We start from the raw sequence: 11,758 nt of genomic DNA on the forward strand, positions 1-11,758 counted from the left end.
GAAGGCCTGATATACTTGTTCGTTCTAGTGACCACGCTCTTTGCGTTCTACGAGATCAAGCTCGTGAATGTGAGTTGACGTGGGCCTCGACAGGGTCGTCTCGTCGGTCCTATCGCTTGGCGTCACACTGAGTACGCCGCTCGCAATAGCCGGTATAGGCGAGGTTATCAGCGAGAGAGCCGGCGTCATAGACCTGGGCATCGACGGCATAATGCTCCTGGGGGCTTTCATAGGATTCCACGTATCTCTCCAGGCGGGTAACACGTACCTAGGGTATCTGGCAGGCGTTGGAGTCGGGGTTTTAATGGGGTTAATCCTGGCAGTCCTGTCTGTCTACCTTAAACTCAACCAGGCTATCACGGGAATGGGCCTCTACTTCCTCGGCTTCGGGTTGTCGGACTTCTTCTACAGGACCATATACGGGGAGAAGGAGGTCTACCTCCCACCACCGACGCCGCTAAGCGTGCCCGTACTCGCGAATATACCCGTGATCGGCCCCTCGCTCTTCCAACAGCTCGACATGGTGTACTTCATGTACGCCCTAGTCCCGCTGGCCTGGCTACTAATTAACAGGACGAAGCTCGGGCTCTGGATACGGAGCGTAGGCGAGAATCCCAAGGCCGCAGACGCTATGGGTGTTAACGTCTCAATGATCCAGACCGTCTCGGTGCTAGTTGGAGCAGGACTAGCGGGGTTGGCGGGTGCCTTTTTGAGCATCGGCATTACCCAGGTCTTCTACGAGAACCTGACTTACGGGATAGGCTTCATAGCTATAGGCTTGGTGTACTTCGGTAAGTGGAGCCCCGTTAGGACGTTCGCAGGAGCACTCTTGTTCGGGCTATCGTGGTCGGTGGCCATATCGACTCAGAGCTACTTCAACGCGATAGGCCGCCCAGACCTTGTATACTTCCTCCTAGCCCTACCGTACCTGATCATAACACTGGCACTCATAATAGTCTCCAGACAGGCAAGAGGCCCCAAGTGGCTGGGGAGACCCTACATCAGGGAGTGAGCACGCTCAACACTTTTTGTCTACGCGTTGACATTTATAAGATTCCTCAATCTCTATTCTAAAGATGGGGCCGCCGTAGCTCAGCCCGGCTAGAGCGCCGGACTCATACGGGTGGTACGTCACCGAGGTTGGTGGCCCAGGGGAGATCCGGTTGTCCCGGGTTCAAATCCCGGCGGCGGCACTCGCTCCTATTTACAAGTCTCCGTCTTCTCCACGTGGACCACTCTGAGCCTCTTGGAGATCTCGCCTAAGACCTCGTTAAGCCTATTACAGGCGTCCTCAGCGCTATTACCGTAGGCAACGATCGTCACCTTCACCGGTCTCTCGGCATGGGTCTTAATGTAGACGTCGCTCAGCCTCCTCAGGTCTCTAATGTAACCGTCCACCTCGGCCTCCACCATGTGGCCTGTCACAATAGACGCTTCCACGGAGACTCTCCCTGTTACCTTTTGAAGCAGTGGCTCAACGTACCTCTCGAACATCTCCCTCATCTCGGCCGGGACTCCCGGCAGTGCGATGACGAGTCTCCCCTGGAACTCCAGTAGGAACCCAGGCGAAACACCGACTTCGTTTGGGAGAGGCCTCGCTTTCTCAGGTATGAACGCCGCCTTGACGTACTTGTACGCTTCGTCCCCGTGCCTAGCCTTGATCATATTGAAGGCCTCCTCGTTCTTATCGAGCTTCAAGCCCAACGAGCTGGCGATCGCCTCTGCTGTGATGTCGTCCTCGGTGAAGCCGAGCCCCCCGGTGGTCACTACAAGACTGGAAAGCCCTAGCAGTGCCCGTAGCCCCCACGAGATGTCCTCTATGGAGTCTGGGACCACTAGGATCCTGACTACCTCGAAGCCGAGGTTAGTGAGCTTCCTAGCCAGCCAGTTGGAGTTGGTGTCTAGAGTGACCCCCTTCAGTATCTCGCTCCCGATCACCATTATAGAAGCCCTAGCCTTCAAACCTCTCGCCTCTCATGGAGACCCTCATCGCGTACAGGGACCTAACCCGTTCGACCCCGTTTATCTCGTCGATGAGGGACGCCACAGGAGGGGGCACGAGGCTCCTCCAGTCTCCTCCCTCGGCCATACGCCTTCTCACGATACTGCCACTGACCCCCTCGACGAGGGGGGTCTCGTAAGTCCTATACCCGTACTCCTGGAACAGCATCCTAACAAACCTGTTGTTGCTGAATACAGCCTCTGCTCTCGGGGTGTAGTTCAACACGTGCCTCGGCCACTCGTAGTTACTTGGGACGTTATCGACCGGGATAATGTAAGACCGCTCGTAGAGGGGGCCCAGCCCCCTTTTGACCATCTCGACCCTCTCGCCGGCAGTAAAGGGGTTCTCCATCGTGTAGCTGTACTGGGCGGCGGCCACGACTACCACGACCTCGTCGTAAGTTGACAGTATGTGTTTAACGCTCTCCAAGTGCCCCAGGTGGAAAGGCTGGAACCTCCCTATGAATAGGGCCCTCTTCAAAATCGTTCAACCCTTCGCTCGCACTCTGAAGACCACTATAGTCCTCGCAGAGGTTTAACTCTTTCACCCCGCCTTATAAGGGACGTATGCTAGAATTGAATACTGAAGAAGAGGTAGCCCATGTCTCTAGAAGGCGTAGCTGAGCTACCCCTACACGAGGGCTCCGTGCCTACATGGCTACTAAGGATTATGGAGAGGATGTCTCTAGCAATACTCAGGATCATGGTGGAGGAGTTCGGCCCAGACAAGGTCGTCGAGAGGTTCAGTAACCCGCTGTGGTTCCAGGGATTCAACAACGTCATAGGTATGGACTGGGACAGTAGCGGGTCTACAACAGTGCTAACTGGTGTTTTAAAGAGCGTCACGTGGAGGAGCCCCGACCTCGGCCTCCTGGTACTCGGCGGGAAGGGGGGCAACGCCAGGAGGGTCCCGCAGGAGGTCGCGACCGCTACTAGGCTCTTCGACCTAGGCGACGAGAAGGCCCGCGAGCTCGAGAAGGCGTCGAGGCTGGTAGCTAAAGTGGACTCGGCCCTCTTCCAGGCAGGCTACACTCTCTACCACCACGCCCTCTTCCTGTCAGAGAACGGCGTCTGGAGCATTGTCCAGCAAGGCATGAACCTAGAGAAGAAGACTGCGAGGAGGTACCATTGGAAGCATGGTACGAGTTTCTTCAGCGACCCCCATGAGGCAGTCTCCGGGACTCCGTCAGGCAAGGTGTTGAACATCGTCGACTCCAGGGCCGAGGGGCTGAGGCGTGTACTAGACGACCTAGTGAAAGAAGGGCTAGAGAGAGTCTCCAGTCTCTATAGCCAGGTCTACAACAGCCTGAAGGGCCAAGTGAGCTTGACCACCTACCTTACAGAGACAGGCTCGGGCTCCATAACGCGGGTCGCGTACGGCGACAAGGGCCTGCTGGTCTACCAGCCTCTCCCGCACCCCTTCGAAGTCCACAGGCTGTTTAAGAGCATAGACGTCGTGGTTGACGGGTTTGAAGACCTCGTCTTAGCGAGAGGCGTGGGAGCTAAGACCATGAGGGCGCTCGCCCTGGTGAGCCACCTCGTCTACGACGAGCCGCCCGGGTTCGACGACCGCGTAGACACCCCTCTAGACCCGTTCGTGTACTCGTACGCGATCGGTGGGAAGGACGGGGTACCCTATAGGGTCAGGAGACGTGAGGCAGAGGAGGTCGTGTCCACACTAGAGGACATCATCAACAGGGCCAAGCTAGGGGACAAGGACAAGCTCAGAGCGTTCAAGAAACTAAGGGAGTTAAAGATAAGGGTTGTGGGAAAGTACATTTAGCCCTCGCTACTTGATCAGTACGTTCGACACGTCCATAGACTTCACAGGCATCGCACAACCTTTTCTAACGCAGATTACCTCAGCTAGTATACTGACAGCTATCTCCTCCGGTGTGTCGCTACTAATGTCGAGGCCGGCAGGCATGTGGAGCCTACCCTTGAAATCGGCTAGGTTGAAGCCTTCGTCCATTAACCTCTTCAACATCCACGCACACCTGCTACGGCTACAAAGAGCCCAGACGTGGCCGGGGAACTTAACCTCGACCAGCTTCTTGAGAACCCTGTAGTCCGTCTCGACCTCTCCATAGGCGATCACTAGGACGTCGCTCTTGACGAACTGCAGCTTTCCGACCTCGTCGTCGGGCTTCCCCACGATCACACTCTCGGCGTAGGGGTAACGAACAGGGTTGGCCAGCTCTTCCTTATCGTCTATCACGATGACCCTGAACCCGACAATGTTTGCGATGTCCGCGATCGGCTTGCCGACGTGGCCCCCGCCAACCAATATCAGTCTAGGAGAGGGTTGTATGACGTTTATGAAGACCTCTACGACTCCTCCGCACATCTGGTTGGTCGGTATAGCGTCTTTAGGTATGTTGTCTCTCCTCAGGGCTAGCTTCAGGAGTTTGGGCTTCCCTTCGCTCAGGGCCTTCAATGCCTCCTCGATCACTATCTTCTCGAGGCTGCCCCCGCCAATAGTCCCGTACTTGGCCCCGTCCTCCGTAACTACTATTTGGGCTCCAATATCCCTGGGACCACTACCCTCCTTGGATATAAGGGTTGCCACTGCTACGCTTCTGTTCTTAGACAGCTCCTCTATCAACTTACTGTAGAGGAACTCCGGCCTCATATCTTATCCTCCTCGACGACGTTTATGCCCCTTAACATTAGGAGTCTTCTAATCACTTTGTAATCGCTCTCCGTGAGGTCTTTAGAGAGCTTTATCATTACGTGGAAGCCTCCTTGACCCATTATAGGCGACCCCTCGAAGAAGTACGCTGGTTGGTAGTTACCTGTCAAAAGTATCGGGTTGATGTCGTTCAACACGTCCTGTATGTCCCAGTGCGAGTATGCCTCCTGGATTATGATCGTCCTCCTCGTGAGCCTCGCAATCATGCCGGCCACTTGTTGGATTTAAATCGTAGCACACCCTATTTAAGGCGGACTAAGAAGGCTTTGAGGACTCCGCTTAAGTGGTCTACGATGTCCGTGTTAACGGCCGGTTTCATAGCAGCTCTAGCTCTAATGATAGCCACACTGGCAGCGGGGTTGAAGCCTTACATCTCGGTCCTAGCCTCGCTCACGCTGTTCTCGGTATTGGCGTACGGACCTGCATTCCCCGTGGTTTGGTGGCGCGCCGTCAACCAGAGCTTTCTTGTGACATTCGCCTCACTGGTCGCAGCTATGTACCTTGCCGAGCTGTACCGGGGTAGCGCTATTTCTAAGCAATTGGTCGAGTCGCTGGAGTCCGTAAGCCCTAGACTGGCGGGCGTCTCGATACCCGCGGTGATCGGCCTGTTGCCGATGCCTGGAGGGGCCTACGTCTCGGCCACCTTAGTCAACGACGTGTACGAAAGAGCCGACTTAAACCCCGAGGAAAAGACCTTCTTGAACTTCTGGTTCAGACACATATGGATCACCGTGTGGCCGCTATACCAAGGAGTGATAATAGCCTCGTACATAACCGGCATGGACGTGAGAGAGATCTCCTTGAACAACATCCCCATAACCCTGGCGAGCGTAGCCTCGGGTCTACCGTTCCTCTTCTACTTCATGAGACCTAGGAGCCCGGTCAAGAGAAGGGGGTTGCGGGGCCTCGTACACCTATGGCCCTTCGTATCCATAGCCGTCCTCAACCTAGTGCTCAACATCAACGTCTTCTTTTCGGTTCTCATCACAATACTGGCCTACACGCTAGTATACAGAGTCAAGTTGGAGCACCACGTTAGAGCCCTGAAGTATAGTTTGAACCCCCATATTCTAGTCCTAGTCGCCGCGAGCCTAGTGTACGGGTACGCTATATCCGAGAGCGGCCTAGCGTACGAGCTCGGGGGCCTCCTCAGGCCCGTCGAGGTCTCCATATTCGTAGTAACGGCCCTCATCGTGGTGGCTACGGGGTTCGAGTTCACCTTCAGCTCGATCGCGTTCCCCGTCTTCAGGCCGTACTTAAGCCCGGCAAACGTCTTCTACGGGTTTCTGGGCGGGTTTACCGGGAGCATGCTCAGCCCGGTCCACGCCTGCCTCGTCCTCTCAGCCGAGTTCTACAAAGCCAACCTGAGGAGAGTGTACAAGTACCTCCTACCGGCGACTGCTTTGTCTGCGGTAACGGCCCTCATATTGAAGATGGCCCTGTAGAAGACACGCTTCGTCCGCCCATCGGCTAGGGTCAGGCAGTCGAAACGGCCTCAGGCCTCCTCTTACTTACGAAGACCGTGTGTACGAGCGGTTCGGTGTGGATCTGGGTCCCCGTTAGCCTGAGCCACGTCCAGTAGCTTGTTCTCTTCTTGAACCTCCTGACGCGGCTCGTCGACACCCCCGCTCGTTATGGGTGATTTCTTTGTTTAAAAGGAGGCGGGTAAGGATAAAATAGTCCCGTAAGCTAAACTAGGATAGAAGGTGTATAGATGAGTAGTATACAACAACTTTTCGAGAAGGCAAGCACCTTTGTAAAGGAGCTCTCCAAGCCTTTTGTGGGGCGTGACGAGGAGGCTTTGGTCATAAGCCTCGGCATCCTGACAGGAGAGCACGTTATCCTGGTCGGCGAGCCGGGTACAGCGAAGTCGGCGCTGGCGAGAAGGGCGGCCGAGCTAATAAACGCCAGGTTCTTCAAGTACCTGCTCACGAGGTTCACAGAGCCGGACGAGCTCTTCGGGCCGATCGACATAAATGCGCTTAAGATGGGAAAGTACGTCAGAATAACCTCTAACAAGCTCCCCGAGGCGGAGATAGCGTTCATAGACGAGATATTCAACGCCAACTCTGCCATACTAAACACTCTTCTGACGCTGATGAACGAGCGGATAATTTACGACGGCTACAACGAGATAAGAGTCCCGCTGTGGACGCTTATATCGGCGTCTAACAACGTACCCGACGAGCCGGAGCTACAAGCCTTGTACGACAGGTTCCTATTTAGGCACTTCGTAAAGCCGGTCGAGGAGGACAAGTGGAGTAGCCTACTAGACGCGGCCTGGGAGATCGAGGTTAGGGGCTTCGGGGCGACGAGGCCCGTATTGTCCATGGACGAGATAAGAGAGCTCTACAAGCTGGTACTCTCGGTCGACGTTAAGAGCGTGAAGGAGAAAGTCCTACGTCTCTTCGCCATATTCGAGGACCAGGGAATCCATATAACGGACAGGAGGAAGGGGAAGAGCCTGAAGGCCCTTGCGGCTATGGCGGTGCTCAACGGCAGGATGAGGGTTGTCGAGGAGGACTTGATGGTCTTGAAGTACGTAGTGGCACGCGATAGGGAGGAGTACGAGAAAGTCTACGGCATCTTGCTCGAGGAGGTCAAGGCTAGTGAAAGGCTCGCGAGGGAGCTCGCCGAGATCGAGAACAACGTCAAGGAGGCGTTCAGGTACATCGGCAAGTTGTCGGACCTCGACCCCAGGCTAGTCGACTACTTGAGGAGTTTCGAGTCGGTGAAAGAGAGGGTCAAGCGGCTGGCGGAGGAGTCTGGCGACCAGCGGATCCGGGAGAGGGCCAGCAAGCTCTTAGTGGAGGTCGAAGAGCTAATTGAGGTGATCAGGAAGAAGCTCTCGTTGTAGTGGTATTGATGGCCAAGGGCGTGTTGGCGGGGATTAACTACGACGACCCAGTCGTCAAGTACAGGGGTTCGAAAGTCATAAGGCTCATAACGTTGATCCAAGGCCGTAAACCGCCAGACCTAAGCGAGGCGCTGAGCGCCGACCTCTTCTACTCCTTCTACCTCCCAGCACCCGTCCTCGTAGAGGACGTTGAGAAGGCTCTAGAGAGGCACTACGCGATCGTTAAAAGCCTACTGGAGTCGCGGAGGTTCAACGAGGTCAGGAGCAAGACGGTACTCGACTCTTTCACCAGCTCGCTGGCGGCCTCTGTTTTCGCGAGCGAGCTTATCAAGGCGATGGAGGAGAGTACGAGAGGTTATCACCCGAGTGAGGGGAGGGAGGAGCAAGAAAAGAACATCCGAGAGAGAGTAGAGAGGGCAGTAGAGGCCACAGCGCGGATCGTAGACAACGTGAAAGCGCTGAAGAAGATAGCCGAGGGAGATCAACCGGGGTCTTCGAGCCTGTACGAGATAGAGGAGTACTCCATGGACTTGTTAAAGCTAGCAAGGAACCTGGACGTCTCGAAGATTCTGGAGCTGATCAAGGGCCTCAAGCCCTGGATGCTCACCACAACCGAAGAGAAGCAGAACTTCAAGCGGGGCGAGTACGACGGGTACGAGCTCGGCAGGGACGTCGAGAGAGTGACGTCTTCGAACCTGGCCCTGCCAGAGGAGCTGTTCGACCTCAGGTTTGTCGAGGGGCGGCTTTTACTCTACAAGAAAGTCCTAAGCAAGGGCAAGGGGCCCGTCTACGTCCTCCTAGACAAGAGCGGTAGCATGGACGGGTTAAAGATGACGTGGGCTAAAGCCGTGGCGCTTGCGATCTTCATGAAGGCGAGTAGGGAGTTCAGGGACTTCTACTTCAGGTTCTTCGACAGTATAACGTATCCTCTCGTCAAAATCGAGAGAAAGCTGAAAGCCAGGCGAGTTGTAAAGATGATAGACTACATAGCGAGCGTGAGAGGGAGCGGGGGTACCGATATCACGAGGGCTATCATAACCGCGACAACAGACCTGAGAACGGGGCGGACGCAGAACGTCTCCGACATAGTCTTGATCACTGACGGGATCGACAGGATCGCCGAGCAGCAGGTCGCTTACGCTCTAAGGAAGGCCGGGGCGAGGCTGATCACAGTCATGGTCGGCGGCGAGAACAAGAGCTTGAAGAAGATATCCTACAGGTACCTCAAAGTGGAGAAGTTCGGCTCAGGAGACCTACTAGCGGTTGTTGACGCGATCCCAAGGTAAACTCTGTTACTCGCTGACAAGGCGCCGGCGTAAAACCGGGTTTAACACCTGGACCAGAACCGATAAGGCTAAGAGAGCAACCGAGGCCGTGAGGTACACTAGGCCTTCCACGCCGCTCCTATACCTCGCGAACTCGATCCTACTGTAGTAGACAGTGGAGTTCCAGGGCTGGATTAAGACGTACGTCTGGTTCACGGTATTGAAGTACCTGGACATGTACTGGACACCCTCGGTCCCTAAGTAGCCCTGCCAGTAGTCTAGCCCCACCCCAGGCGTGTATACGGCTATCACGCTAGCGTTCGTCCTTACGTTTATCAAATAGCTCCCGTTAAAGAAGTCTAGGACGCCCAGCTCGTACCCTACTCCTGTGATGTTGACCTTGTCAAAGGGCCTGTCGGCGACCCTAGCATACCAGCCGGTCATGACAGGGCTCTTCTCTACTGCGACCGTGTAGTAGGTGTACGTGGACAGCGCGGCCACGACTAAGATGAGTACTAGTAGCGCGTGTATCTTGTCCCAGGCGACGTTGGCCCTCGTCCTCGAGATCGCCAGGGAAAGTACGCCCAGACCTACGACTAGCAGTAATATTTGGATCCAGTCCGGGCCATAGCCCCTAACGACCAGGACATCGCCTCTGTTGGCCGGCGCTATTTGTAGAGCCGGCACGAATCCGGACAAGTAGGTACTAGCAGATACTCCTCTTGCGTCGTTGAAGTCCGTGACCACGACAGCTACACGTCCCACCGGGGCTATGTAAATGCTTGTGTTGTCAGGGAAGACGCCGTATAAGACAGAAGGCTGAACTAGCTGCTGGACGACGACAAGCATTACCGAGACCGCTACGTAGACGAGCAAGAGCTCGAATTTGAGCGCGGACCCAGGTTTATCCAATCGGGTCGACCTCGGGAGCTTGTTAATAGCACAACTAGGATAAAAATCAGGCGTTCGAGGAGAGAACCAGCGCGAGGCCTATTAGAGTTGAGTAAAAGCCGGGCTGCTTAGACTCGTCCCTGAAAACGTCCAATACTTGGTTGAGGTCCGAGCCCAGGGCCTTGAACAGCTTTAACGCCACGCTCCTACAGTATTCGAGCGACTCGTTATCTTGGAGGCCCAGTAACTCCGCTCTTTTACAGTACCAGCCCGCGTATAGCGCCTCTTCGATGAGTTCCTGGTCGATGTTAGCCTCCCACATCTTCTTCAGGTTCAGTTTCGAAACATGATCAACGAGCCCTTCGTAGTAGCCTAGCGGACCCACGAGTCCGAGCCAGTCGTTGATGCTGGCCCAGATCAGCTTAGTAGCCTCGACTTTCTCGTCCTCACTGCCCAACGTGTACAGTGAAAGAGAGACATCGATAGAGTACGAGATGGCTAAGAGCCTTTCTTCGTCCTCGAGGTATTCGTTCTCGTCGGCTAACGCGTTGCCGGTCACTTCAACAGACATCGTTACACCAGAATTGAATGCCCAGAATAACGGTTTTTAAGCCGTCGGGTCTGACCCCGTTTAAAGGCCTTGTACGCATTAAAAAATGGAAAGCTTAGCCAGCACCCGTTGGGGCGAGTTAGTAGTATGGAGCAGGACTTCAAAAGAAGGATACTGGAAGTTCTGTCTGTGACCACGCTTGTCAACTTCCTTACGGGGTTTAACGCGAGGCTCGCCATAGTGGGGCTACCTACAATAGCTTCTAGTCTCCACGCGGACTTGTGGCAGTCGATCTGGATTATCCAGGGGTACATGCTTGGGTCTACCATAATTCAGTTGGTCGTTGGTAGACTAGCGGACCTTTATGGTAGGGTGAGGTTGTTTAACCTCGGTGTAGCTATATTCGGGCTTTCCGCTCTCTCGGCCGGTGCGGCGCCAAACCCGATAATCCTCATTGTATCGAGACTGCTCCAGGGTGTTGGAGGGGCCTTTCTGATGTCGTTAACGATCACACTGCTCACCGACTACGTCCCTAAAGAGAGGTTAGCGACGTGGCTAGGGGTAAACCAGGTGTCATGGAGAGTCGGCGCTCTAGTCGGCTTGACGGTTAGCGGGTTCATAATCGATGTCCTGGGGTGGAGGTGGGTCTTTCTAGTCCAGTTCCCGGTATCGTTGCTCATCCTCTTGTGGTCTCAGGCGAGGCTGAGAGACATCTACATACCCGTGGAGAGGCCTGTCATAGACATCGCTGGTTTCACGCTGTTCACGGCCTTCATGTCGACCCTGCTCGTAGGGTTGACGCTCCACGGATACGGTTTCGCTGACATTTCCCTAGCGACCCTCGTTCTGAGTTTCGCGGCCCTAACGCTCTTCGTCTTCAACGAGTTGAGGGCGGGGAGCCCGGCGCTCGACCTGCGGTTGTTTAGGTCTTGGACTTTCACGGGTGGTATAATAGCGCAGCTGCTCTACTCGGTAGGGTTCGGGGCCTCTATGACGCTCCTAGCACTCTACTTCCAAGTGGTAGAGGGTTATTCCCCGAGCCTGACGGGGCTGCTGATAACCCCGTACGAGCTGGCCTTTATGGTCTTCGGGGTACTAGGAGGCTACCTTTCCGACATTGTCGGGTACCCGATTGTGTCCTCTGTAGGCCTCGCCATTGCGTCGTTCTCGTTGTTTGGCTTGTACACAGCCAACACCACAGCACGCATACTTATTTACGAGTCGCTTCTAGGGGTCGGTACAGGCCTTTTCGTTTCACCAAATACCAGCAGTATAATGCTGTCTGTCCCTCCAGAGAGGCGGGGTGTGGCGTCATCGCTCAGGACTGTATCCTTCAACGTCGGGTTCGTTGCTAGCTTGAACATAGCCGTGCTCTCAATAACGAACTTCGTCCCCTACAAACTGGCGTCAATGCTCATAACCGGTAGTGAAACAGCCTCGACGCTTTTGACGAGCAGTGGGACAGCCCTGTTGGGGAAGGCTATAAGGTACTCGTTCCTGAT

Annotated in this window: 13 protein-coding genes and 1 tRNA gene; 7 read left to right on the plus strand and 7 right to left on the minus strand. The window is 55.1% G+C overall.

What is annotated here, in order from left to right; translation table 11 throughout:
* Positions 1–79: 79 nt before the first annotated feature.
* Entirely contained in the window at positions 80–1,012 is a 933-nt protein-coding gene (locus tag ACP5VX_RS04975; RefSeq protein ID WP_428724791.1) for an ABC transporter permease, read from the plus strand.
* Positions 1,013–1,081: 69 nt separating this feature from the next.
* Positions 1,082–1,193 (plus strand) — tRNA-Met (locus ACP5VX_RS04980).
* A 7-nt stretch (positions 1,194–1,200) separates the two neighbouring features.
* On the opposite strand, the gene ACP5VX_RS04985 is transcribed toward ACP5VX_RS04980, so the two are convergent.
* On the minus strand, positions 1,201–1,962 hold the full coding sequence (locus ACP5VX_RS04985; protein WP_428724792.1) for a competence/damage-inducible protein A: 762 nt from the start codon (positions 1,960–1,962) through the stop codon (positions 1,201–1,203).
* Complete coding sequence (locus tag ACP5VX_RS04990; protein WP_428724793.1) at positions 1,952–2,482, minus strand: nicotinamide-nucleotide adenylyltransferase; 531 nt, start codon at positions 2,480–2,482, stop codon at positions 1,952–1,954. The genes ACP5VX_RS04985 and ACP5VX_RS04990 overlap by 11 nt, the downstream gene beginning before the upstream one ends.
* A 120-nt stretch (positions 2,483–2,602) precedes the next feature.
* Here ACP5VX_RS04990 and ACP5VX_RS04995 point away from each other — a divergent pair, with 120 nt between their 5' ends.
* A complete protein-coding gene (locus tag ACP5VX_RS04995; RefSeq protein WP_428724794.1) occupies positions 2,603–3,784 on the plus strand; it encodes a DUF763 domain-containing protein in 1,182 nt (393 codons plus the stop codon).
* A gap of 6 nt (positions 3,785–3,790) precedes the next feature.
* Here the strand turns inward: ACP5VX_RS04995 and ACP5VX_RS05000 are convergent, their stop codons facing one another.
* Complete coding sequence (locus ACP5VX_RS05000) at positions 3,791–4,633, minus strand: XdhC family protein (protein WP_428724795.1); 843 nt, start codon at positions 4,631–4,633, stop codon at positions 3,791–3,793.
* A complete protein-coding gene (locus tag ACP5VX_RS05005) occupies positions 4,630–4,899 on the minus strand; it encodes a hypothetical protein (protein ID WP_428724796.1) in 270 nt (89 codons plus the stop codon). The genes ACP5VX_RS05000 and ACP5VX_RS05005 overlap by 4 nt, the downstream gene beginning before the upstream one ends.
* Positions 4,900–4,986: 87 nt before the next feature.
* On the opposite strand from ACP5VX_RS05005, the gene ACP5VX_RS05010 reads away from it, so the two are divergent.
* On the plus strand, positions 4,987–6,138 hold the full coding sequence (locus tag ACP5VX_RS05010) for a DUF401 family protein (RefSeq protein ID WP_428724797.1): 1,152 nt from the start codon (positions 4,987–4,989) through the stop codon (positions 6,136–6,138).
* A 31-nt stretch (positions 6,139–6,169) separates the two neighbouring features.
* On the opposite strand, the gene ACP5VX_RS05015 is transcribed toward ACP5VX_RS05010, so the two are convergent.
* Positions 6,170–6,316: a hypothetical protein gene (locus ACP5VX_RS05015; RefSeq protein WP_428724798.1), complete on the minus strand. Its 147-nt coding sequence runs from the start codon at positions 6,314–6,316 to the stop codon at positions 6,170–6,172.
* A gap of 91 nt (positions 6,317–6,407) precedes the next feature.
* On the opposite strand from ACP5VX_RS05015, the gene ACP5VX_RS05020 reads away from it, so the two are divergent.
* Together ACP5VX_RS05020 and ACP5VX_RS05025 are read left to right on the plus strand one after the other, a co-directional pair.
* Positions 6,408–7,550, plus strand: a complete 1,143-nt coding sequence (locus ACP5VX_RS05020) for an AAA family ATPase (protein ID WP_428724799.1) — start codon at positions 6,408–6,410, stop codon at positions 7,548–7,550.
* Positions 7,551–7,558: 8 nt separating this feature from the next.
* Positions 7,559–8,836: a vWA domain-containing protein gene (locus ACP5VX_RS05025; protein WP_428724800.1), complete on the plus strand. Its 1,278-nt coding sequence runs from the start codon at positions 7,559–7,561 to the stop codon at positions 8,834–8,836.
* 6 nt (positions 8,837–8,842) lie between these two features.
* On the opposite strand, the gene ACP5VX_RS05030 is transcribed toward ACP5VX_RS05025, so the two are convergent.
* Together ACP5VX_RS05030 and ACP5VX_RS05035 are read right to left on the minus strand one after the other, a co-directional pair.
* Complete coding sequence (locus tag ACP5VX_RS05030; RefSeq protein WP_428724801.1) at positions 8,843–9,727, minus strand: hypothetical protein; 885 nt, start codon at positions 9,725–9,727, stop codon at positions 8,843–8,845.
* Between the two features lie 46 nt (positions 9,728–9,773).
* Positions 9,774–10,277 carry a hypothetical protein gene (locus ACP5VX_RS05035; protein WP_428724802.1) on the minus strand — a complete coding sequence of 168 codons (504 nt, stop codon included), beginning with the start codon at positions 10,275–10,277 and terminating at the stop codon, positions 9,774–9,776.
* 126 nt (positions 10,278–10,403) lie between these two features.
* Between ACP5VX_RS05035 and ACP5VX_RS05040 the strand changes: the two genes are divergently transcribed.
* A partial coding sequence (locus tag ACP5VX_RS05040) for an MFS transporter (protein ID WP_428724803.1) occupies positions 10,404–11,758 on the plus strand: 1,355 nt, incomplete at its 3' end.

The sequence above is a fragment of the Thermogladius sp. genome (assembly GCF_049970955.1).
Lineage (GTDB): Archaea > Thermoproteota > Thermoprotei_A > Sulfolobales > Desulfurococcaceae > Thermogladius.